This is a genomic window from Nocardia sp. NPDC059240 (genome assembly GCF_042753865.1).
Lineage (GTDB): Bacteria > Actinomycetota > Actinomycetes > Mycobacteriales > Mycobacteriaceae > Nocardia.
Genome location: NZ_JBHZAC010000001.1, coordinates 23,448 through 46,042, shown reverse-complemented (window position 1 = coordinate 46,042; position 22,595 = coordinate 23,448). Strand labels below are relative to the sequence as shown.

The following is a 22,595-nucleotide window of genomic DNA, read 5'->3' as shown; positions in this document are numbered from 1 at the left end:
CGCTACCCTCGAACCCGTGCGGCAGAAGATCCTGATGGACAACGACACCGGCATCGATGACTCCCTCGGCCTGCTCTACCTGCTCTCCTCCCCCGAGGCCGAGATCGTCGGAATCGCCTCCAGCGCGGGCAATGTGCCCGCGCCGCAGGTGGCGGCCAACAACCTCGCGCTCCTCGACCTGGTCCGCGCCCCGGACCTGGAAGTGGCCCTGGGCGCCCTGACCCCCTTGGCGGTGCCGCTGCGGACCACCGAGGACACGCACGGACCACAGGGCGTCGGCTACGCCGAGCTGCCGCCGACCACCCGGACCCTGTCCGACCGGTCGGCGGCACAGCTGTGGGTGGACCTGGCCCGCGAGCATCCCGGCGAGATCGTCGGCCTGTGCACCGGCCCGCTCACCAATCTCGCACTTGCACTGCGGATGGAACCGCAACTGCCGCAACTGCTGAAACGACTCGTCATCATGGGCGGCGCGTTCAACCATCCCGGCAACACCACCCCGACCAACGAGTGGAATGTGCACGTGGATCCGGAGGCGGCCAAGGAGGTCTTCGACGCCTTCTCCGCCGCACCCGCCGACCGCCGGCCCATCGTCTGCGCGCTCGACATCACCGAGACCATCGAGATGAAGCCGAAACACCTGGTGCTGCTGGCGGAACGGGCCGGAAGCACACCGGTGGAACTGGTCACCGAGAACGATCCGCCCGAAGCGCGTTCGGCGGCGAGCAATCCGCTGGTGCGGTATCTGACGGACGCGGTGCGGTTCTACTTCGACTTCCACAAGCTCTACGACCAGGGCTATCTGGCCCATATGCACGATCCGTTCGCGGCGGCGGTGGCGCTGGACCCGAGTCTGGCGATCACCAAGCCCGCGACCGTGGACGTGGAGCTGGCCGGCACGATCACCCGGGCCACGACCGTGGCCGACTGGGCGGGCATGTGGGGACGGGAACCCAACGCGGACATCGTGGTCGCCACCGATCCGGAGTTGTTCTTCGAGCGGCTCATCGGCCGGGTCGGCGACTACGCGCGAACAGCGTTCGCGGCCGAGGATTCCCAGCGGTGACCGACGACCAGGACCTGGATGTCGCCGGATTCCGCAATCGCCTCGAACTACCCGGCATCATCGACGTCCACACGCATTTCATGCCCGAGCAGGTACTGCGCAAGGTGTGGGGCTATTTCGACGCGGCCGGACCGCTGATCGGCAATCGCGACTGGCCCATCACCTACCGCGACGAGGAACAGGTGCGGTTGAAGACGCTGCGCGGCTTCGGGGTTCGCGCGTTCACGTCGATGGTGTACCCACACAAACCGGACATGGCGGCCTGGCTCAACGACTGGTCGGCCGATTTCGCCGCGCGGACGCCGGACTGCCTGCACACCTCCACCTTCTACCCGGAACCGTCCGCGCCCGGCTATGTGCGCGCCGCGATCGAGGGCGGGACGCGGATCTTCAAGCTGCACATCCAGGTCGGCGGCTATCACCCGGCCGATCCGCTGCTGGACGAGGTGTGGGGCATGGTGCAGGACGCCGGTATCCCGGTGGTCATGCACTGCGGATCCGGGCCCGCCGCCGGGGAATTCACCGGTCCCGGGCCGATGGCGACACTGCTGCAACGCTTCCCGCGACTACGCCCGATCATCGCGCACATGGGCGCGCCCGAGTACGGCGAGTTCCTCGATCTGGCCGAGTCCTACGACGGCGTGCTGCTCGACACCACCATGAACTTCACCGACTTCTTCGACGCCGGCGTCTTTCCGGCCGCCGAACTCCCGCGCGTGCGCGATCTCGGCGACCGCATCCTGTTCGGCAGCGACTTCCCCAATATTCCGTATCCGTACGGCCACGCGTTGTTCGCCCTCGAACGCCTGGACCTGGGTGATGATTGGCTGCGCGCGGTCTGTCACGATAACGCGGCACGCGTCTTCGATATCGGCTAGCGCCTCACGAAAGGTGGTCGGTCATGCGATTGGTCGCGGAAATCCTGGTCGGATTGCTCGCCGCGTTGCACGTCTACATCATGGTCATGGAGATGTTCCTGTGGACCACGCCGCGGGTGCGCGCGAGCTTCGGGAGCACGGCGGAGTTCGCCGAGGCGACCAAGGTGCTGGCCGCCAATCAGGGCCTCTACAACGGTTTCCTGGCCGCGGGCCTGATCTGGGGTCTGATCGCGTCCGACCCCGTCGGGCAGGCCGCGAAGATCTTCTTCGCGGCCTGCGTGGTGGTGGCCGGACTCTACGGCGCGGCCACCGCCAGCCGGCGGATCCTGTTCGTCCAGGCGCTGCCGGGCGCGATCACGCTGATCGCGGTCCTACTGGCCGGATAGCGCCGCCGGGCTGAGGGCGACCTTCGCATTGCGGCCGGGGCGCTCGCTGGCCGCGGCGGCCTCGGCCGCCTCGTCCAGCGGGTAGGTGGACTCGACGGGCAGGTCTAGGACGCCTTGCGCGGCCAGGGTGACCAGTTCGGTGATGAGGCGCCGGCGCTCGGCCCCGCCGATCTCCTCGGCCCGCTTGGAGCCCCAGAAGCCCTTCACCACGGCCTGTTTGAAGATGATCGGCCCGGGGTTGAGCATCATCGGCTGACCCGAGAGCGCACCGAAGGTGATGAGCTCGCCGCGCGGCGCCAGCAGCGACAGCAGTTCATCGGCGGCCTTGCCGCTGACCTGGTCGACGGCCCGCACGATCGGCTCACCGGCGGTGACCTCGGCCGCTTGCTTGCGCCAATCCTCGGACTCGGTGTCGAGGACCGGTTCGAAACCCAGCTCCCGCAAGGACTTCGCGGCGGCCGCGCTGCGCACCAGATTGAGGACGTGCACGCCGCGGGCGCGGGCCAGCAGGTTCAGCAGTCGCCCGACCGCACCATTGGCGGCGTTGATCGTGATCCATTGCCCAGGTTCGACATTCAGGTCTTCCAGGAGCATCAACGCGCTCAGCGGCATGGCCAGCAGCTGGCTGGCGGTCGCGTCGGACACCGAGTCCGGCACCGGCACGACACCGGCCGCCTTGGCGACGAAGTATTCCGCCCACGCGCCCTGCACACCCGAAACCGTCACCCGCTGGCCGATTTCCAGGCCGGTGACGTCGGGGCCGAGGGCGTCGATGCGGCCGACGGCCTCGGTGCCGGGGATGGCGGGCAGTTCCGGCCGGTAGCCGTAGACGCCGCGAATGATGGCCAGGTCGTGATTGTGGATCGGAGCCAGGGTGGTGGCGACGCGCACCTCACCGGGGCCGGGTTCGGGCGTCGGCCGCTCCCCTGCCGTCAGCACATCCTTGGGCTCGCCGAACTGTTCGATGACTACCGCACGCATGCTCATCTCCTTCAGTCCTCGACCACGATGACATCGACCGGAATGTTGCCACGGGTGGCATTCGAATACGGGCACACCTGGTGGGCCTTCTCCGCCAGCACCTTGGCCTCGTCCAGGGGCAGGTGCGGCAGCGAGATCTCCAGGGTGACGGTCAGGCCGAAGCCGCCGTTCTCGTTGGGACCGATGCCGACCTTCGCGCCGACGGCGGAATCGTCGACGTTCTCCTTGGTCATGCGGGCGACGGTGCGCAGCGCCGAGTGGAAGCAGGCGGCGTAGCCGGCGGCGAAGAGCTGTTCGGGGTTGGTGCCGATGCCGTTGCCGCCCATCGCCTTCGGGATGGACAGGTCGAATTCGACCTTGCCGTCGTCGGTGCGGACGTGCCCGTTGCGGCCGTCACCGGTCGCGAGGGCTTCTGCGGTGTAGAGCACGCTCATGCGTGGTTCTCCTTCGATCGGGTGTGGCTGGTGAGCGCCGCGGTCAGGCGGCGCAGGGTTTCGCGGAGTTCGGCCAGTTCGGCCAGGGACATGCCGGTGATCTCGGCGGACTGCTCCGGGATGTGGCATGCGGCGGTGCGCAATTCGCGGCCGCGGTCGGTCAGCGTGATCTCCACGCGCCGCTCGTCGGACGCCGATCGGCGGCGTTGTACGAAGCCCGCCGATTCGAGCCGTTTCAGCAGGGGCGAGAGGGTGCCCGAGTCCAATTCGAGGGCCGAGCACAGATCGCCCACGGTGCGCCCGTCGCGCTGCCAGAGCGCCAGCAGGACGAGGTACTGCGGATATGTGATGCCGAGCGCGTCGAGTTTCGGCCGATACATGGTCGTCATCGCCCGCGACGCGGCATAGAGCGCGAAGCACAGTTGGTTGTCGAGCGAGTGCTCTTCGGTCACGTTCAACAACGTAGCCCCAAATTAAATTGTGCACAATCTTTCTGGCCGTCTGCTGGATCACAATCGGCTATCGCCGAGGCAAGACCGGGTACCGATCAGCGGGAATTTCCCTCCCGAGCAGCCGGATCGGCGATAGCTTTCACTAGAACGCGTTCTACTAATGGACACGTCGAGGTAGTGGGAGTTGCGATGACGCACGAGGTAGTGAGCCGGGTCGAGGAGCTGTCGGGGCAGTTGGCCGCGACCGCCGAGGAGACCGAGCGACTGGGGAAGCTCTCCGACGAGAGCGTCAAGCTGATCCGCCAGGCCGGCGTGATGCGGCTGCTGCAGCCGACCGACTTCGGCGGATACGCCGCGCACCCGCGCGACTTCGCCGAGGCGGTCATGGCCGTGGCCAAGCACTGCGGCTCGACCGGCTGGGTGTGCGGGGTCGGCGGGGTGCATCCGTGGGAGATGGCGCTGATGGACCGTCGCCTGCAGAACGAGGTGTGGGGTGAGAACCCGGACACCTGGATCGCGTCGCCCTATGCGGCGCAGGGTGTCGCGACTCCGGTCGAGGGCGGGTACACGCTGCGCGGACGCTGGCAGTTCTCCTCGGGCACCGACCACTGCGACTGGATCTTTCTGGGCGCGTTGGTCGGTGATGCCGACGGCAAGCCGGTGATGCCGCCGAATGTCATGCACGTCGTGTTGCCGCGCCGCGACTACACCATCGTCGACGACTCCTGGGACGTGATCGGGCTGCAGGGCACCGGCAGCAAGGACATCATCGTCGACGGGGCGTTCATCCCGGACTATCGGACCATCGGGATGGATGCCGTGGCCGCCGGTGAGGTCGCCGCCGAGCGGGCGGGCCGCACCGAGACCGTGTACAAGCTGCCGTTCTGGGCGATGTTCCCGCTGGGCATCACCTCCGCGGTCGTCGGCATCGCCGAGGGTGCGCTCGCGGCGCACCTGGATTATCAGCGCGACCGGGTCACGGCCATGGGGACCCGGATCAAGGACGATCCGTACGTGCTGTCGGCCATCTCCGAGGCGGCCGCCGATATCGCGGCCTCGCGCACGCAGCTGCTCGACGGTGTCAGCCGCCTCTACGACAAGGCCGATGCCGGACAGGAGATCACCTTCGAGGATCGATCCCTGGTGCGGCGCAATCAAGTTCGCTGTGCGTGGCGGGCGGTGTCCGCGGTCGACGAGATCTTCGCGCGCTCGGGCGGCAATGCGGTGCGGCGGGCGAATGTCATGCAGCGGTTCTGGCGCGACGCGCACGTGGGGCTGCAGCACGCCATTCACACGCCCGGGTCGCTGTATCACTCGACCGCTTTGACCATCATGGGCGTTGAGCCCGAGGGACCGCTGCGCGCCATGATCTGACCGATCGGGCGGGTCGGCCCGGTACCGTTTCCGCACCCGGCGGCCCTGCTTGCGGGCCGTTGCGGTGTTGGATGCCGTAGGTTTGCCTCCGTACGATTCCTGACGGGCTGTTCGGGAGCGAGGAGGCGCGGTGACACGGGCCGACAGCGGCGTGCGCGATACCGCGCTCTGCACCGATCTGCCCCTGTCGGCGACCCAATTGCGTTGGTGGGTGGCGCAACAGCTGTTTCCGGGCGTGCCCAATACCGTGGCCATGTACCTGGAGCTGACCGGGTCCCTCGAGCGGGAGTTGCTGCAGGAGTGCGGGGCCCGGGCGGCGCGCGAGCTGGAATCGCCGTTGCTGCGGTTCCGGCTGGTCGAGGGATATCCGCGGCAGTACACGGATGCCGGGGCGTTCGGGGCCGCGCCGTTCGTGGATCTGAGCGGTGATCCGGATCCGATGGCGAGCGCGCTGGGGCTGATGGACCGTGACCGGTGCGCGCCACTGGATCTGCTCGCGGACGCGTTGACCGTCGCGACGGTGTACCGGCTGGGGCCGCAGCGGCATCTGCTGTATCTGCGGAGCCATCACATCGTGCTGGATGGGCTGGGCGCGGCCGCACTGTTGCGCCGGACCACCGAGTTATACAGTGCCACACTGGATTCGGATTCCATCGCCGATTCGGTTGCGCCCTTCCTGACCGTCGCCGATCTGCTCGAGGACGAGCGCCGATACGGCGACTCCGCTCGCGCCGCCGCCGATCGCGACTATTGGGCACGGGAACTCGCCGGGATGGGTGAGCCCGCGCGACTGGCGGGACCGCCCGCCACCCCCGCGCCACGATCGCATCGGATCGCCGCCGAGGTGCCCGACCGCGTCGCGGATCGGCTACGTAGTGCGCGCCAGGACCACGGAAACGCGTTTCCCGAACTCATCATCGCGGCCTTCGCCTGCTATCTGGCGGGTCTGACCGGGTCCGACGAGATCGTGCTGTCGCTGCCGGTACCCGCGCGGCCGACGGCCGCACTGCGCCGCTCGGCGGGGACGGTGTCGAACGTGGTGCCGTTGCGGCTGACCGGAATTCGCGGCGCGACGGGTGCGCAGGTCGTCGAGCAGGTGCGCGCCAAGGTGGTGGGCGCGTTGCGACATCAACGCTATCGCTACGAGGACATGCTGCGCGACAGCGGCGAAAGCCACACGGTGCGTGGCAGTTTCGGCCCGGTGGTGAACATGCTGCGGTTCGTCGAGCCTCCCAGGGTCGGGCCGTTGAGCGCCGAGGTGCGGCTGCTCTCACTGGGGCCGGTGGAGGATCTGCTGGTCAACGCCTATCAGCTGGGCCCGGACGAGCGCACGATCACCGTTGACATACAAGCGAATCCGGCGTTGTACAGCCCCGAGACGCTGGCCTGGCATCACGCTCGATTTCTGGAGTATCTCGAGCGTTTCCTCGTCGATCCGCTGCTGCCGATCCCTGTCGTAGAGTTCGCCGCTCACGGTGCAACGCCTACCTCGACCACCGTGCCCCACGATCCGACCGCCACAATCGATAACTGCGCCCCGCAACAAAGTTCGGTGCACGCGGCTTTCACGGCGGGCACCGAGGCCCGGCCGGCTGGCCGCACGAAGAGTTCCCGGCTGCTGCCCGACCTGCTGCGCAGCACGCTCTCTCGTGCCGAAGGAGATTCCGGGGCCGTAGCTCTCCAGGACGGCGTACGAAGCTGGACCTACCGCGAACTCGACGAGTCGTCGTCGCGGTGGGCCCGGGTCCTGATCGAATCCGGGGCCGGGCCGGGGTCGTTCGTGCTGGTGGCGGTGCCGCGGTCGGCCGAATCGGTGTTGGCGGTGTGGGCGGTCGCCAAGACCGGGGCCGCGTTCGTTCCGGTCGATCCCACCGATCCGATCCGGCGTTTGCGGACCGTCGCGGCGGATTCGGGTGCGCGCGTGGGGATCACGGTCTCGGCGGTGCACGCCGACCTGCCGGAGGAGCCGATCTGGCTGGAGCTCGACGACCCCGGGTTGGGCGCGCAGGTCCGGCAGCGTTCCGGTGCGCAGGTGCTCGACCGCGACCGGATCCGTCCGCTGCATGCCGAGCACCCGGCATATCTGATCTACACCTCGGGCACGACCGGCGTCCCGAAGGGCGTGGTGGTCACCCATCGCGGCCTGGGGACGCTCACCGACTATCTCGTCGAACACTATGGCGTAGAAGCGGATTCACGGGTGCTGCACGCGCACGCGCCGTCGTTCGATGCGCACTTGCTCGAACTGCTGGCGGCGTTCGCGGCGGGGGCGCGGCTGGTGGTCGAGCCGCCGGGTGTGGTCGCCGGAGCCGAGCTGACGCGGCTGCTGAACACCGCCGGAATCACGCATTTCCTGACGACCCCGGCCGTATTGGCGACGCTGACGCCCGCCGATGTCCCGGGACTGCAGGTGGCGGTGGTGGGTGGCGAGGCGTGCCCGGCCGATCTGGTGCGACGGTGGGCTGGGGCCCTGCGACTGTGCAACGGGTACGGGCCGACCGAGACCACCATCATGGCAACACAATCGCGGGCATTGACCGCGACGGGTCCGGTGACGATCGGTCCGGCGCTGCCGGGGGTCCGGGCGTTCGTGCTCGACGGCCGGTTGCGGCCGGTTCCGCCCGGCAGCCCCGGCGAGCTGTACCTGGGTGGTGCCGGTGTCGCGCGGGGCTATCTGCATCGGCCGGGTGCGACCGCCGAACGGTTCCTGGCCGATCCGTTCGAGCCGGGTGAAAGGCTCTATCGCACCGGCGATCTCGTCCGTGCCGAGGTCGACGGCAGCCACGAGTTTCTGGGCCGCGCCGACGACCAGTTGACGGTGCACGGTCGACGAGTGGAGGCGGGTGAGGTCGCGGCCGCCCTGCTGACGCTGCCGGAGATCACGCAGGCCGTCGTCACCGCCGAGGAGTCGTCCACCGGTGTGCGACTGATCGGCTATGTCGTCGCCGCGCCCGGGGTGCGGCTCGACACGACCGGGCTGGTGCGCCGATTGCGGACGCTGTTGCCCGCGGCGCTGGTGCCCGCGCAGGTGGTCGCGCTGGAGCGCCTCCCGATCACCGCGCACGGCAAGGTCGATCGCGCGGCCCTGCCACCCCCGCCTGTCGTGCAGCGCCCCTACCGCGCGCCCGAGACCGAGTTGCAGCGCCTGGTCGCGGACAAGTTCGCCGCCGTCGGCACCGCGAGGATCGGCCTCGACGACGACTTCTTCGAGCTGGGCGGCAATTCGCTGCTGGGCGTGGCGGTGTCGGCGGAATTGTCCGCTGCCACCGGGCTGCCGGTGACGGTCCGCTGGCTCTATACCGCGCCGACGGTCGCCGAGCTCGCGGAGCGGTTGGCGACCCACGACGGCAGCACCATCACCGAGGACGCGCTCGGCACGGTTCTCACGTTGCGCCGCAACGGTTCTCGCGCTCCCCTGTTCTGTGTGCATTCGGCGGTTCCGCTGGCCTGGTGTTACGCGGGGCTGGCACGTCAGGTTCAGGACCGTCCGGTGCTCGGTTTGCAGGCGCCTGCTGGCGAACCCCGATCGATCGCCGGGATCGAGGAGCTCGCGAGCGGGTACGTCGAGGAGATCCTGCGCGTGCAACCGGACGGTCCGTATCACCTGCTCGGGTGGTCGTTGGGCGGGCAGATCGCGCATGCCGTCGCGGTCCGGTTGCGGCGGGCGGGTGCGGAGGTCGCGACCCTGGCCATGCTGGACAGCATCGTCTTTCCGGAGGACATGCCGCCACCGCCCACACCCCGCATGCGGGATCTGCTGACGCACCTGCTCGGTGACGAGCCCGCGGACGGCGACGCGCTGCCCGATGTCACCGCCGAGCAGGCGGCGGCCGAATTGGCCTCGTCCGCGGCCTCTTTCGGCAGCGGGCTGACCGCAGCGCAGTTGACTCGGCTGCATCGGGGGTACGTCGACGGGGTGCGGCTCTCGGCCCGGTATCGGCCGGACGTTTTCGACGGGGATCTGCTGTATTTCTCCGCCACCCAGGGGATGACCGGATCGCTCGACGCGACGCTGTGGCGGCCGTACGTCACGGGCAGCCTGGTCGAGCATCCCGTCGCGGCCACGCATGCACAGCTCACCAATGCCGAGGTCGTCGCGGTCATCGGGCCGTTGCTCGCGGCACATCTCGAGAGCCGCGGATGAGAAGCGGACCGCGGACCGGTGTGCGCTGGTTCAGCGTCTATGACTGCGCGGCGGACTGGGAACGAGAAGGCCCGGCCGCCGAAATCCTCACCCGGTGGGTGCACGAGCACCTCATGCGACCGCATCCGGCGCTCGGGCGGCCGGGGCCGGTGTGCCCGTTCGTGCGGCAGAGTGTGGTCCGGGGGCTGTTCTGGGCGGGGCTCGCCGAGGGCGGCGACGGCCTGACCAGCTCCCGTATGCATCGGATCGTGGAAGACGCCTTCGAGCTGTATCAGGCGCTGCGACAGGAGAATCCGGCCGAGGCGCGCGGGCTGACCCTGGTGACGGTGTTTCCCGGGCTGACCCGATTCGACCTGGTGGATGCCGTGCACGCGGAGCGCAAGACCGACGTCGTGGGCCAGGGCATGATGCTCGGCCAGTTCTATCCCGGCTGTAGTGTGCCGGGGCTGTGGGACCGCGACTTCCATCCGCTGGATGCTCCGCTGCCGATGCTGGTGCTGCGGTCGATGATGAGCACCGACTTCCCGTTTCTGGCCGCGCGCTCGGACTGGCTCTACGCGTATCTCTCCCGGGTCGCGCCGGATCTCCCGCGCACCCTGCGGCAGTCGATAGCTGACCGGATGCGAGTGTCCGAATCCGACGCGGCCGAGATCACGTCGCTGCGCGCACATTCCGCCGACGAACACGCGCGGTGATCACCAGAATTCGATGTCGTCGGCACGATAATCCAATAATGCATCGGCTGTCGCGCTACCTGGTTGCTCTGATTGCCTCATTTGCTGCACTTGCGCCCACCACGGCCGCCGCCGACCCCGGTGGGGCCGCCATCCTCGATGTCCGGCCGCTGGGCGGTCGCCAATACGAGGTGACGGTCTATTCCGCGGCCATGAATCGGAACATCCCGGTATGGATTTCACACCCCGACTTCTCCGCACCGGCCTTGTATCTGTTGAACGCGGTCGACGGCGGCGAATCCGGTGGCCCCTGGTACAACCGCACGGATACCGCGCAATTCTTCGCCGACAAGCCGGTGAACGTGATCACGCCGATCGGCGGCCGGGCCAGCTTCTACACCGACTGGATGTCCGACGACCCGACCCTGGGCCGAAACAAGTGGTCCACCTTCCTGATTCACGAACTGCCGTCCTTGCTGGAGTCGCGATTCCAGATGACCGGACGGAATGCGGTCGCGGGGGCCTCCATGTCGGCGGTCTCGGCGCTCGACCTCGCCATCGAAGCGCCCGGCATGTATCAGGCGGTCGGCTCCTACAGCGGCTGCCCCCGCACCACCGACGCCGTCGCCCGCACCTACGTCCGCTCCGAACTCGGGCTCTTCGGCGCGAATGCCGCCAATATGTGGGGCGGAGACGACAATCCGGCCTGGGACGCCCACGACCCGGTCCTCAATGCCGACCGACTACGCGGCGTGGCCCTCTACATTTCCGCCGGAAACGGTGCCCCCGGCATTCACGAATCCCTCGCCGACCCCAGCATCGCCGGCAACGTCGCAGCCCTCACCGACCGCATGGCAGTCGGCGGCGTCATGGAATCGGTAGTCCGCAACTGCACGGATTCGCTGGTCGGCCGCCTCGCGTCCCTCGGCATCCCCGCCCAGATCGCCTACCGCAACGGCACCCACGCCTGGCCCTACTGGCAAGACGACGTCCACGACTCGTGGCCGATGTTCGCCGCCGCCCTTGGCGTCTGAGGAAGATTCGCGACGACGGCCATCGGCCGTGGACGCTAGCGGCGAGTTCGACTGGTGTCCTTCAACGCCCTCGCGGCTGCGAATGCCTGTTCCCTGTTGTCCGCGAAGACGAGGAATTTGGTGGTCGAGTCGTCGGCGAATGGTACGGGCGGGTTGGCGGGGTTGAGGTTTCGGTCCTCGGTCAACGCCCAGTCGGGGCAGCCGAGATACACGGTTTCCGCGCCGTCGGCAGCGATGCGGGGGTTCGCCAGCCAGAGCCGACCGACCTGAGTGGGGCTGTACATCGAGTAGGCGTCGACTTTGGGGACGTCGAAGGTGACGCTGACGCGTTCCGCGGATCCGGCGGCGAAGGTCGCAATCTTCGTTTGGTCGGGATCCCGGCCCGGTTCGGGGCCCAGTACGCGGCCGTCGATGTAACCGGTGATGATGGCGTGCACATCGACGAGGACCGTGGCATCGATCGGATCACCGGGCCGCAGCACATCGTGCGCATCCCAAGTGTTCGGATTGACGTAGACATTCCCCTCGCTCGCACCGACTTTGACGTCTCGCGACCCGGCCTCTACCCGAACGGGCCGGTAGGTGACTCGCATGAGCTCGATCTCGATGTTCGTCGTCCCCGACCCCACGGTCAGGGTCGAGGGATCATTGAAAAAGATCGTCGTGAATCCGGCCATGTCGACCGACCTCCCTTTTCGATGCACGAGCGCGCGGCTGGCGACAGCAATCCCGGCCCAACACTCCCCGACCGGAGGCTCATCGTCTCACAGCCGACCCGAAACACGCTGAGGTCCAACAATATTCATCAGCAGACTGGTCAAGCGCTCGGCAGGGCCATGAGCGTGGCCTGCATGAGCGCGATCGGGCCGCCACCGTTGGCATCGGAGCTGACTTCGGCGGTACAGATAGTGAGAGTGCGTCCGGACCGCACGACCGTCGCCGTCGCCAGAAACCGCTGCCCAACAGCCGGACTCATCAAATTCACTTTGAACTCCACGGTGAGGATGTCCCGTTCGACCGGCTGCAACGACATGGCGGCATACCCACACGCCGAATCCGCCAGCGTGGTGATCGCCCCGGCGTGAACAAACCCGTTCTGCTGGCACAGATCCGCACGAAACGGCATTTCGAGAACGACACGACCGGGCGCCAGACTGGCGATCCCGATACCGAGCGTGGTGAGCAAGGTCTGCCGCCCGATACTCTCCCGCAATCGCGCTTCCTGCGAAGGGCTCAAAATGTCTGCAGCATCAGCCATTTCCGAAGCCTACAGGCGCATATTCACCCCCAGGGTCTGGTGAATCGGCCACCGGCAAAGTCCCGGTCGGCAAGCCTCGATCAACACGTGACACCAGGCCTAAGAACCCCCGCCGCAATCGTCGCACGACGGCGGTGCATCCGGTCCCTGGGTCCAGAGGACCATGTCGTTGGTGAAGTTGTCGAGCTTGTCGGTCATGCCGATGGTGGCCTGCATGGGCCGACTGTGCTGATACGGCTCCAGATACATCGGAATGTTCGGGCTGTCTATGAAGCAGCTATCGGGCCCGCAATGGCCGGACAGCAGCGCGGTGCCGGAGCCACCGCCGACGACGAACACGGTCTGTGGTCCACCGCTCGGAACGGCCTTGGCGTACAAGGGGGTTCCGTACGCGCCGCCCACGAATTCCAAACTGTGCCCGAGTCCACTCACCAACTGAACGAAGTAGTAGTCGCCGCCCTTGGGCGAAGGAACATGGTTCCACCGCTGGGCGGCGACGATATAGCCGTCCGTACCGTAACTGCACGGCTGCAGCACCACGGTGAGGTTCTCACCGCGGTCGGTAAGACACTGGTTGTAGAACACATTGTGCAGGTACTGCCCCGAGGGGCTCGGTTTGGCGTCGGCCGGAGCGGCGGCGAAAGCCAGCACCGCGCACAGCACGGGAAACAACGCCGCGGTCGAAATCGATCGATGTGTCATCGCATCAGGCTGTCCCGACGCTCTTTCAATCGAATTACAACCGCTGATTGATCAGGGGTACTTGCCGGCGGCGGCACTTCCGCCAGGGTTACTCACCCACCGTGGTGGCCATACCTGGGGCACCACGCATCCCGCTGATCAGGTTCCAACCAGCGGTCAGCTCTCTAGCCTTCTGACGTGTGGCGCGAGACGCGGCGCAAAAAGTGCGAACGGGAGGCCGCCATGACCACTTCGAGGTTGATGCGAAGGATCGCGCTAGTCGCCGCGGTATGCGGAATAGTGCCGGTCCTGACGGAATCACCAGCCAACGCCAGCGTGTCGCCGACCATGGTATGGGTCGACAACCGTTGCGCGGTACAGGAGTTCACCCGCCTCGAACTCTGGTACGGCGCCTACCACGACTCCATGTACGCCAACCCGAAGGTCGACCCCGGCCAGTGCGAGTTCGGCATCGTCGACTGGTCGAACGGCCCCACCTGGTGGCCGACCAACGGCGGCGCACAAACCGCCGCCCCCGGCGTATACGACGGACCCGGCCACCACGAGCAGGCTTACGTCCATGACCTGGTTACCGACACCTGGGCCTACGGTCCCGAAAACTAACCAACACCCAGCGATCCAGCCAGCCAGGGTGCACGAAGGACCAGTCCCCCTGGGACACTTCGTCGCCGAGTGGCACATCTCGGAGGGTATTTGACCGATTTGTCCTTGCATTTGTGCCACTCGGCGTATGGACAAGCCATGTTCGCCCGCCGATTTCGGCACGGCTGGGCAGGGGTTTGAAGGGTGGTCGGTGCCTGGGTGGGTTCGGGTGTGGGTGCCGGTCTCCTGTGCGCTACATTCTGCGGACTGTGGAGTTCGGAGGGGGTTGGGCGCTGATGTTGTTCTGGCGCAGGGAGAAGGTTGTGGCGGTTCGGAGTTTTGGGGAACTCGAGGCGATGGCCGCTACGGGGGCGGTGGTCGATGAGGCGTTGGGGGCGGTGTGGGCGGCGGCTGGGGTGGGGGTGTCGACACTCGAGTTGGCGGGGGTGGCTGAGGGGGTGATTCGGGAGGCGGGTGCGGTGCCTACGTTCAAGGGGTACTACGGATTTCCGGGGGCGATCTGTGTGTCGGTGAACGATCATGCGGTGAATGGCGTGCCTGCTGCCGAACGAGTTTTGGCAGAGGGGGATCTGGTGTCGGTGAATTGCGGGGCGATTCTCGACGGCTGGCACAGTAAGGCGGCTTGCACCTTCGGGATCGGCGCATTGGCGCAAGCGGATGAGGAGTTGATCGAGGCCACACGCATCTCGTTGGAGGCCGGTGCCGCGGCGATGCTGCCTGGCAATCGAGTCTCCGATGTCTCGGACGCCATCGAAATGGGCACTCGGTCTGCCGAACAGAAGCACGGGCGGACCTACGGGATTCTCGAAGACTACGGTGGTCACGGCATCGGCAGGGAGATGCACATGCAGCCCTTCGTCCCGAACGAGGGCGGGCAGGGCAAGGGTCCACGGCTGAAGGTCGGCTCGGTCCTCGCTCTGCAGCCGATCCTGACCCTGGGCACCACGGAAATACGGGTGTTGGACGACGAGTTCACGGGGGCAACGCTCGACAGAAGCCGGTCGGCCCTTTGGCAGTCCACCATTGTCGTCACCGAGGACGGTCCGCGAATCCTGACGCCCGGGTGGCAGTGACTCCGCGGCGTAACGAACGGGCTTGTCTTCCAACGGATTTCATGCTGCCCCGAGTCCTCACGTGACCCACAATTGGCATCTGCGGTGCGAGATCTATTTCGCCCGAGCCTAGGAAGGGGCGGGGATGTCTCTGTTCGATACGTTGGTGACGACTGGGGCTGGGGCTTTGTCGGCGACGGCGGGGGTCGTTGTCGGCGGGCTGATCACTCGACGGAGCCAGGATCGGCAGTGGTTGCGGGACAGGCAGTTGGCGGCAGTAGGGGACGTTTTCGATCATTACGCCAGGTTCAGCATGGAGTTGAAGCGGGCTCATGCGGAGCAGAGGGGGTGGGACTACGACTGGGGGGCATGGAGCGCTGCTTTGGTGCGCGCTAGCTTGATCGTTCCCGCAGAGGTCGCCGGGGCGATCGATGGGTTCGGCGGCGCTGTGGATGTGTTCTTGGATCGTGTTGCGCGGGACATCGATCCGGCTGTCAGCCCGCTCGAGGCGGCAGAGTTCGAACAGGCGAGTCTCGTTGTGGCACGTGAGCAGGTGAAGCTCGTCAATGCGGTCCGCAAGTCGTTGGGCAATGGGCGGACGACGGTGGATACGTGGATCGGCGGATCGGTTGCTCGGGGGTCGGCTATTAACCCGTAGGACAGGTCGGTGTGACGCGGGCTTCAAGGGCGGGTGGGATCGTGAGGGAATGGGGATTGAGACGAAAACGCTGTGGGGTAAGGCGGTTGCGGTTGGGCTGGCGCTGGTGGCGGCAGTCGGTCTGCTGGCGGGTGGTGGACGCTCGGAGTCGTTCACAGCGCACAACACGGTGGTCGGCGTGGAGCTGCGGTTGGTTGCGGCCGGTGTGCCGCAACAGGCTTGGACGACGCTGGGGTTGATCGACAAGGGTGAGTGGCCGCCGAGTGATTGTCCTGGGACGCACGGCGGGACCGTGTGGCAGAACAGGGGTGGGCAGTTGCCGGCGGGGGTCGGGTATCGGGAGTGGGATGTGAACTGCAAGGCGCCGGGGCAGTCCCGGGATGCCGAGCGGATCGTGACCGGGGATGACGGGTCGGCTTGGTACACCGGGGATCATTACGCCAGCTTCACCAGAATGCGCTGAGCTCCCACGATCGTGAGTTGAGCCGCGAGATCCGCAGCCCGGTCATGGTGCGCGCGGAGGTGGGGTGGACCCCAGCCCTGGGGTACGTATTGCCGGGCTCGCGTGACGTCCACACTCGGATCAAGGAATTCGAGCGTGGGTTACGGAGAACATGATGACGCTGTGGACACTGATGATCGGGGTGGCGGTCGCGCCCTTCGTGCTCGTCGCCGGTGTCTGGGCGGAACGTTGGCGCAGTGGGGAGTATCGGCGGTTGTGGCGGCCGTTCGAGCGGGCGCTCGCGACCGGGCGGCCGCCGGGCGATACCGAGGCGACGGAATGGGCGGAGTTCGTGGCGGCTCGGCGGCTGGGGCATCAGCGGGCGGTCGCGATCGAGCTGGCGGTGCTCGTGGTCTACGGGGCGGTCGCGGTGTCGGGCGGGGAGCTGACCGACCCGTTCCGGCTGGCGACCATGGCGCTGATCGGGCTGTGTGCGGGGCAGATGGCGGTGCGGCTGCGGAGGATTGATCGGCTGGCAGCCAATTCCGCGGTCGCCCCCAGCGCCAAGTGAATTCAGCGGTCGCCCCCAGCGCCAGGTGAATTCCGGGGTCGCCCCTACGGCCAGGTGATTTCCAGGTCGGTGACCTCGAAACCCGCCGGGAAGTGGGCTGTTCGGGGTTCACCGGGCCGGCCGCCGTGGCGCTGATAGAAGGCAATGGCCGGCGTGTTCGCTTGCAGCACTTCCAGATACACGGCGCGGCCCGGGTATTCGGTGGCGGCCCAATCGAATCCGTGACGTAGCAGTTGCCCGCCGATGCCGACGCGCTTCAGCATCGGCTGGACGTGGAGGTTGTCGATGAGGACTCGACCGTCGGGCTGGAGTGCCAAGTAGATGAATCCGGCCAGGTCACCGCCGGATTCGGCGACGAACAGGTTGCCTTCGGGATGACCGGCGGTGAGGCGGGTCAGCCAGAGCGCTTGATGCTCGTCGGCCAGTGCGCCGTCGAGGTAGGACGCGGGCATGATGTCCGCGTAGGCGGTGCGCCAGCTGGCCGTGTGCAGCGTGGCGACCGCCTTCGCGTCCGCTTCGGTGCCGGGTCGGATCCGGATACCCATGCGGGTCAGTCCTTTTCGTCGAAGGCCCGGAGGATTTCTTCGGCGGCGAGGGCGGGGGTCAGGGAGCCGTCGCGGATCTGTTTTTCGACCTCGACGCGCAGGCCTTTGACTCGCGGGTTCTCGGTGAGCCGACGCAGCAGGTTGTCGTGGACCATGGTCCAGGTCCAGTCGACCTGCTGGCGGCGGCGCTTCTCGGCGAATTCGCCTGCCTCGGTGAGGATTCGACGGTGGGTGAGCACCGTATCCCAGAAGCTGTCGAGGCCGATGCCGTTGAGCCCGGACATGGTGAGTACCGGTGGCCGCCAGAGGGATTCGCGCGGGTGGATCAACCGCATCGCACCTTGCAGTTCCCGGGCTGCGGCCTTGGCTTCGAGCTCGTGGCGGCCGTCGGCCTTGTTGACTGCGACCAGGTCGGCGAGTTCGAGGACACCCTTCTTGATGCCCTGCAACTGATCACCGGTGCGAGCCAGCGTCAGGAAGCAGAAGACGTCGACCATATTGGCGACGGTGACCTCGGATTGGCCGACGCCGACGGTCTCCACCAGGATCACGTCGTAGCCCGCCGCTTCCAGCAGCACGATGGTCTCGCGGGTCGCTTTCGCCACGCCGCCGAGGGTTCCGGCGGTCGGTGAGGGACGGATGAACGCATCCTTCTCCACCGACAGCCGGGCCATGCGGGTCTTGTCGCCCAGGATGGAACCGCCGGTGCGGGTCGAGGACGGGTCTACGGCAAGCACCGCCACCCGTTGCCCCTGCCCGATCAAGTACATGCCCAGCGCGTCGATGAACGTCGACTTGCCGACACCCGGAACACCGGTGATACCAACCCGATTCGAGACGACCTGCCCGGTTTCGGGAGTCAACCGCAACAGCAGCTGCTGCGCCAGTTCCCGATGGTCGCCACGGGTGGATTCGACGAGGGTGATGGCGCGGGCCAGTCCGGCCCGCTCCCCCGCCCGCACCTGGGCGGCCAGCTGCTCGACGTCGATCACGCGCCGCGCCGCCACCGGCGCGGCAGGTGCCGCACCGGGGGCGGAGAGTCCGACGCCTGCGGTGGTGCCGAGCCGAGGGTGGATTTCGCCGCCCTCGGTCGCGCGTGCGGCGTCGCTCATTCCGTTGCGCCGGTGCCGATCTCGTGGCCCAGCTGCACGGCCAGTTTCTGGATGAGATCGATGGCGGCTTCGGCGATGATGGTGCCCGGGCCGAAGATGCCCGCGGCACCGGCCGCGTACAGCTCGTCGTAGTCGCCGGGCGGGATGACGCCGCCGACGGTGACCATGATGTCGGGGCGGCCGACATCGGCCAGGGCCTGCCGCAGGGCGGGCACCAGCGTGAGGTGGCCCGCGGCCAGCGAGGACACGCCGACGACGTGTACGTCGTTGTCGGCCGCCTGCTGGGCCACCTCTTCGGGGGTCTGGAACAGCGGGCCCACGTCGACGTCCATGCCGAGGTCGGCGAAGGCGGTGGCGATCACCTTCTGGCCGCGGTCGTGGCCGTCCTGTCCCATCTTGGCGATCAGGATGCGCGGGCGGCGGCCTTCGGCCTCGCCGAACGCTTCGACCAGTTCGATGGCCTTGCTGATATTGGTCACCTTGCCGGCCTCCTCACGGTAAACGCCGGAGAGCGTACGGATTTCGGCCTGGTGGCGGCCGTACACCTTCTCCAGCGCGTCGGAGATCTCACCGACGGTGGCCTTGGCGCGGGCGGCGGCGATGGCCAGGGCCATCAGGTTGTTGTCCATGCCGCCCTCGGACGAGGCTGCCGCACGGGTCAATTCGGCCAGCGCGGCTTCGACCTCGGCCGAATCGCGTTCCGCCCGCAGCTTTTCCAGCTTGGCGTTCTGCTCGGCCCGCACGCGCGAGTTCTCGACCTTGAGGACCTCGATCGGGGTGTCTTCCTCGACCAGGTACTTGTTGACGCCGATCACCGGCTGCTGCCCGGTGTCGATGCGCGCCTGGGTGCGGGCGGCGGCTTCCTCGATGCGCAGCTTCGGGATGCCCTCCGAGATCGCCTGCGCCATACCGCCGTGCGCCTCGATCTCGGCGATGTGGGCGCGGGCCCGCTCGGCCAGCTGATGGGTCAGCCATTCCACGTAGTACGAGCCGCCCCACGGGTCGGCCGGACGCGTGGTGTTGGACTCCTGCTGAATCAGCAGCTGGGTGTTGCGCGCGATGCGAGCCGAGAAGTCGGTCGGCAGCGCCAGCGCCTCGTCCAGCGCATTGGTGTGCAGCGACTGGGTGTGTCCCTGGGTGGCGGCCATGGCCTCCACGCAGGTGCGCGCGACATTGTTGAACACGTCCTGCGCGGTCAGCGACCAGCCAGAGGTCTGCGAATGCGTGCGCAGCGCAAGCGACTTGGTGTTCTTGGGCTCGAACTTGGCGACCAGCTCGCTCCAGAGCAGCCGTCCCGCACGGAGTTTGGCGACCTCCATGAAGAAGTTCATGCCGATGGCCCAGAAGAACGACAGCCGCGGCGCGAACTTGTCGACCTCCATGCCCGCGTCCAGACCGGCCTTGATGTACTCCACGCCGTCGGCGAGGGTGTACGCCAGCTCCAGGTCGGCGGTGGCTCCGGCTTCCTGGATGTGGTAGCCGGAGATGGAGATCGAGTTGAACTTCGGCATCTTCGCGGAGGTGTAGGCGAAGATGTCGGAGATGATCCGCATCGAGGGCTTGGGCGGGTAGATGTAGGTGTTGCGGACCATGAACTCTTTCAGAATGTCGTTCTGAATGGTTCCGGCCAGCTGCTCGGGCTTGACGCCCTGCTCCTCGGCGGCGACGACGTACAAGGCCAGGATCGGCAGCACCGCGCCGTTCATGGTCATCGACACCGAAACCTGGTCCAGGGGAATCTGATCGAACAGTTCCCGCATGTCGAGGATGGAGTCGATGGCGACACCGGCCATGCCGACGTCACCGGTCACGCGCGGGTGATCGGAGTCGTAGCCACGGTGGGTGGCCAGGTCGAAGGCGACCGACAGACCCTTCTGACCCGACTGCAGGTTGCGGCGGTAGAAGGCGTTGGAGTCCGCGGCGGTGGAGAAGCCCGCGTACTGCCGGATCGTCCACGGCTGGTTGACGTACATGGTCGGGTACGGGCCACGCAGGAACGGGACCACACCCGGCACACTGTCCAGGGGGTAGCCCTCGGCGACGATGGCGTCCCGGTCGGCCTTGGTGAACACCGGCGGCACCTCGATGCCTTCGGGTGTCGACCAGGTGAGCTGTTCGGGCGCATAGTTGTTGGCGTTCGCGGCCTCGGCGACGAACTCCTCGACCTGCGTGGCGCTGACGGCGGCGGGCGCGGTGTCGCCCTCGGTCAGCGGCACTTCGGCGAAATTGCCGATGCGATGTTTGATATCGCTCATCTCTACGCTCCCAGCTTTTCGAGCAGGCCGGTCAGAGCCGCGACCGCATCCATGCGAGCCGTCACGAAGCCATCCGGGCGATCCGCCCCGGAAAGCTCCGCGACCGCCTTCTCGGGTCCGGCCAGCAGCACGGTGGTGACACCGGCCGCCCGCAGTTCCGCCACGGCCGCGGCGGCGTCGGTGCCGTAGCGGGTGTCGGAACCGCACAGCACCGCGATCGACGGACCGGCCTCGGTGACCGCCTCGATGCCGCCGGAGGCCAGCAGGTTGGTGGTGAAGGTGACACGAACATTGTTCTCCGACACCGGCCCCAGCGGAACCAGTCGCACCTGCGGGCGCGCGCCCTGTGCGGCCACGTAGGCGTCGGACCGGTTGCGCAGCGCCTCGAAGGCGGCACCGTAGCGGAAACCGGATTCCGCGCGGGCGGCTTCCGACAGCGGCTTCTCGCCGAGGTTCGGGAACTCGTTGACGCCGGTGACGGCCGTCTTGCGGTGCGCCACATCGGAATCGCGCTTCGCCTTGGTCGCGCCGATCCGTTCGGCGAGTAGGCCCGCCTGCAGCGCGGCCAGGTAACCACCGGCGGCCTCGATCTCCTGCATGAACTCCCACGCCTTGGCGGCGAGTTCATCGGTGAGCGATTCCACGTACCAGGAGCCCGCACCCGGGTCCTGCACGTGGCCGAGGCGGGATTCCTCGAGCAGCAGCAGCTGGGTGTTGCGGGCCATGCGCTCGGAGAACGCCTGGGACACTTCGAGTTCCCCGGCGGGCAGTGCGGCGTCGAAGGGCAGCACGGTGATGATGTCCGCGCCGCCGACACCCGCCCCGAACGCGGCGAGGGTGGTGCGCAGCATGTTCACCCACGGGTCCCGCTGGCTCATCATGGCCGCCGACGTGATCGCCTGCTGCGGCGCGTTGCCGAAGGCCGGAGCCCCGCACACCTGCGCCACCCGGGCCCACAGCCGCCGCGCCGCACGGAACTTCGCGACCGTCTCGAACTGGTCGTCGGTGGCCGCGAAGCGGAACTCCAACTGGCCCAGCGCATCCGCGATATCGGCACCGGCGTCGGTGAGCGAGCGCAGGTATTCCAGGCCGGCCGCGACCGCGGCACCCAGTTCCTGGGCGTCGGAGGCACCGGAGTTGTGGAAGGCCACGCCGCACACGGTGATCGCGCGGACGGTCTCGGTGCGGGCCACCGCCTGCTGGGCGAGCGCGACCGCGCCGTCCAGGTCGATGGCCGAGGAACCGGCGAACAGGCTCGTCAAAGGAGTAGCACCCAGCGAGACGCGAATGTCCTTGCGGTTCGGGGCCTCATAGGCGTCCAGCACCGAGAACAGTGCGGCGGCAGCCTCATCGGCGGCAGGCCCGGCATCCAGGGTCAGGGGCGCCAATTCGAATAGGAAACCCTGAAGCGCGGTAGCGAGACCCTCGACCGGGACGCCACGCTCGGCGGCACCGAGCCACACGGCGCTCACACCGTTGTCCAGCGCGAACATGATGTCCGCGTTCACGGCCTTGGCGTCAGACCCCGTGAAGCGCTGGCTCACGAACCAGCCGCGGTGCGGGTCGCGCGCGGCGTCGCCGCCGCGCACGTAGGGGAACTGCCCGGGCAAAGGCTGCTCGGGCAGTTCGTCGCGACGCGTGTAGAGCGGGTTGACCGTCAGACCGTCATAGGTCGTGACCGCGAGCAGCTTCTCCGGCTCGGCCGGCAGTTCGCTCGCATCCACCCTGCGGGCCTTGGCCAGCACCCCGGCGACACCTTGGCGCCAGGCGGCAAACTCGGGCACCGGTTCGGTGCCCGAGTCGGAAGCAATCGGCATAGCTGCTGTTTCCTTCTTCCACTCCCTGACCGGATGCCCGTTGAACCGGTATCCGCCCAGTTCAACGGGCACTTTGGTTAACGAGCATTCATGGTCTTTCCCCTGATGCTAGCGGTACCCTTTGCTTTACCGTCTCCGGAGTCTCACTACCAGCGGG

At 67.4% G+C, this 22,595-nt stretch carries 22 protein-coding genes; 12 read left to right on the top strand and 10 right to left on the bottom strand.

All coding sequences use genetic code 11. The annotated features are described in order from the left end of the window. Window positions 1-34 precede the first annotated feature (34 nt). The 3 genes from ACFXHA_RS00185 to ACFXHA_RS00175 are packed head-to-tail and all read left to right on the top strand — an operon-like array spanning window position 35 to window position 2,330. On the top strand, window positions 35-1,066 hold the full coding sequence (locus ACFXHA_RS00185) for a nucleoside hydrolase (protein ID WP_379353386.1): 1,032 nt from the start codon (window positions 35-37) through the stop codon (window positions 1,064-1,066). Then, on the top strand, window positions 1,063-1,944 hold the full coding sequence (locus ACFXHA_RS00180) for an amidohydrolase family protein (protein WP_379351797.1): 882 nt from the start codon (window positions 1,063-1,065) through the stop codon (window positions 1,942-1,944). Before ACFXHA_RS00185 ends, ACFXHA_RS00180 begins: the two co-directional genes overlap by 4 nt. 23 nt (window positions 1,945-1,967) lie before the next feature. Continuing rightward, a complete protein-coding gene (locus tag ACFXHA_RS00175) occupies window positions 1,968-2,330 on the top strand; it encodes a DUF1304 domain-containing protein (RefSeq protein ID WP_379351796.1) in 363 nt (120 codons plus the stop codon). Here the strand turns inward: ACFXHA_RS00175 and ACFXHA_RS00170 are convergent. Genes ACFXHA_RS00170 through ACFXHA_RS00160 form a run of 3 tightly spaced genes read right to left on the bottom strand, consistent with a single transcriptional unit; the run spans window position 2,316 to window position 4,197 of the window. Further along, window positions 2,316-3,311 carry a zinc-binding dehydrogenase gene (locus tag ACFXHA_RS00170; protein WP_379351795.1) on the bottom strand — a complete coding sequence of 332 codons (996 nt, stop codon included), beginning with the start codon at window positions 3,309-3,311 and terminating at the stop codon, window positions 2,316-2,318. The genes ACFXHA_RS00175 and ACFXHA_RS00170 overlap by 15 nt on opposite strands. 11 nt (window positions 3,312-3,322) lie before the next feature. Next, the gene (locus tag ACFXHA_RS00165) at window positions 3,323-3,745 is read right to left on the bottom strand and encodes an organic hydroperoxide resistance protein (protein ID WP_379351794.1); all 423 of its coding nucleotides are present in this window, start codon (window positions 3,743-3,745) and stop codon (window positions 3,323-3,325) included. After that, a complete protein-coding gene (locus ACFXHA_RS00160; RefSeq protein ID WP_379351793.1) occupies window positions 3,742-4,197 on the bottom strand; it encodes a MarR family winged helix-turn-helix transcriptional regulator in 456 nt (151 codons plus the stop codon). Before ACFXHA_RS00160 ends, ACFXHA_RS00165 begins: the two co-directional genes overlap by 4 nt. A 189-nt stretch (window positions 4,198-4,386) precedes the next feature. On the opposite strand from ACFXHA_RS00160, the gene ACFXHA_RS00155 reads away from it, so the two are divergent. From ACFXHA_RS00155 to ACFXHA_RS00140, 4 genes are all read left to right on the top strand, one after another. Further along, a complete protein-coding gene (locus tag ACFXHA_RS00155; RefSeq protein WP_379351792.1) occupies window positions 4,387-5,571 on the top strand; it encodes an acyl-CoA dehydrogenase family protein in 1,185 nt (394 codons plus the stop codon). A 130-nt stretch (window positions 5,572-5,701) separates the two neighbouring features. Further along, the gene (locus ACFXHA_RS00150) at window positions 5,702-9,715 is read left to right on the top strand and encodes an amino acid adenylation domain-containing protein (RefSeq protein WP_379351791.1); all 4,014 of its coding nucleotides are present in this window, start codon (window positions 5,702-5,704) and stop codon (window positions 9,713-9,715) included. After that, the gene (locus ACFXHA_RS00145) at window positions 9,712-10,410 is read left to right on the top strand and encodes a DUF6875 domain-containing protein (protein ID WP_379351790.1); all 699 of its coding nucleotides are present in this window, start codon (window positions 9,712-9,714) and stop codon (window positions 10,408-10,410) included. Before ACFXHA_RS00150 ends, ACFXHA_RS00145 begins: the two co-directional genes overlap by 4 nt. Window positions 10,411-10,448: 38 nt before the next feature. Further along, window positions 10,449-11,423 carry an alpha/beta hydrolase gene (locus ACFXHA_RS00140; RefSeq protein ID WP_379351789.1) on the top strand — a complete coding sequence of 325 codons (975 nt, stop codon included), beginning with the start codon at window positions 10,449-10,451 and terminating at the stop codon, window positions 11,421-11,423. Window positions 11,424-11,458: 35 nt separating this feature from the next. Here ACFXHA_RS00140 and ACFXHA_RS00135 read toward each other — a convergent pair whose 3' ends face one another. The 3 genes from ACFXHA_RS00135 to ACFXHA_RS00125 all read right to left on the bottom strand — a co-directional run bounded on the left by ACFXHA_RS00135 (window position 11,459) and on the right by ACFXHA_RS00125 (window position 13,383). After that, window positions 11,459-12,100, bottom strand: a complete 642-nt coding sequence (locus tag ACFXHA_RS00135; RefSeq protein ID WP_379351788.1) for a hypothetical protein — start codon at window positions 12,098-12,100, stop codon at window positions 11,459-11,461. A gap of 140 nt (window positions 12,101-12,240) precedes the next feature. Continuing rightward, window positions 12,241-12,681 (bottom strand): PaaI family thioesterase, encoded by a 441-nt coding sequence (locus tag ACFXHA_RS00130; protein WP_379351787.1) that lies wholly within the window; start codon window positions 12,679-12,681, stop codon window positions 12,241-12,243. Between the two features lie 99 nt (window positions 12,682-12,780). Next, a complete protein-coding gene (locus tag ACFXHA_RS00125; protein WP_379351786.1) occupies window positions 12,781-13,383 on the bottom strand; it encodes a hypothetical protein in 603 nt (200 codons plus the stop codon). A gap of 315 nt (window positions 13,384-13,698) precedes the next feature. Here ACFXHA_RS00125 and ACFXHA_RS00120 point away from each other — a divergent pair, with 315 nt between their 5' ends. The 5 genes from ACFXHA_RS00120 (at window position 13,699) to ACFXHA_RS00100 (ending at window position 16,709) form a co-directional block, all read left to right on the top strand. Continuing rightward, window positions 13,699-13,986 (top strand): hypothetical protein, encoded by a 288-nt coding sequence (locus ACFXHA_RS00120; RefSeq protein ID WP_379351785.1) that lies wholly within the window; start codon window positions 13,699-13,701, stop codon window positions 13,984-13,986. 275 nt (window positions 13,987-14,261) lie between these two features. After that, window positions 14,262-15,059, top strand: a complete 798-nt coding sequence (gene map, locus ACFXHA_RS00115) for a type I methionyl aminopeptidase (RefSeq protein ID WP_379353384.1) — start codon at window positions 14,262-14,264, stop codon at window positions 15,057-15,059. A 124-nt stretch (window positions 15,060-15,183) separates the two neighbouring features. Further along, window positions 15,184-15,696 carry a hypothetical protein gene (locus ACFXHA_RS00110; RefSeq protein ID WP_379351784.1) on the top strand — a complete coding sequence of 171 codons (513 nt, stop codon included), beginning with the start codon at window positions 15,184-15,186 and terminating at the stop codon, window positions 15,694-15,696. Window positions 15,697-15,745: 49 nt separating this feature from the next. Continuing rightward, entirely contained in the window at window positions 15,746-16,159 is a 414-nt protein-coding gene (locus ACFXHA_RS00105; RefSeq protein ID WP_379351783.1) for a ribonuclease domain-containing protein, read from the top strand. Window positions 16,160-16,313: 154 nt separating this feature from the next. Continuing rightward, complete coding sequence (locus ACFXHA_RS00100; protein WP_379351782.1) at window positions 16,314-16,709, top strand: hypothetical protein; 396 nt, start codon at window positions 16,314-16,316, stop codon at window positions 16,707-16,709. A gap of 44 nt (window positions 16,710-16,753) precedes the next feature. On the opposite strand, the gene ACFXHA_RS00095 is transcribed toward ACFXHA_RS00100, so the two are convergent. From ACFXHA_RS00095 to ACFXHA_RS00080, 4 genes are read right to left on the bottom strand one after another with little or no spacing between them, the layout of a single operon-like run. Continuing rightward, entirely contained in the window at window positions 16,754-17,254 is a 501-nt protein-coding gene (locus tag ACFXHA_RS00095; protein ID WP_379351781.1) for a GNAT family N-acetyltransferase, read from the bottom strand. 5 nt (window positions 17,255-17,259) lie between these two features. After that, window positions 17,260-18,366, bottom strand: a complete 1,107-nt coding sequence (meaB, locus tag ACFXHA_RS00090; protein ID WP_379351780.1) for a methylmalonyl Co-A mutase-associated GTPase MeaB — start codon at window positions 18,364-18,366, stop codon at window positions 17,260-17,262. Further along, the gene (gene scpA / locus ACFXHA_RS00085) at window positions 18,363-20,621 is read right to left on the bottom strand and encodes a methylmalonyl-CoA mutase (RefSeq protein WP_379351779.1); all 2,259 of its coding nucleotides are present in this window, start codon (window positions 20,619-20,621) and stop codon (window positions 18,363-18,365) included. The genes meaB and scpA overlap by 4 nt, the downstream gene beginning before the upstream one ends. A 2-nt stretch (window positions 20,622-20,623) precedes the next feature. Then, window positions 20,624-22,438, bottom strand: a complete 1,815-nt coding sequence (locus tag ACFXHA_RS00080; protein WP_379351778.1) for a methylmalonyl-CoA mutase family protein — start codon at window positions 22,436-22,438, stop codon at window positions 20,624-20,626. Window positions 22,439-22,595: the final 157 nt, after the last annotated feature.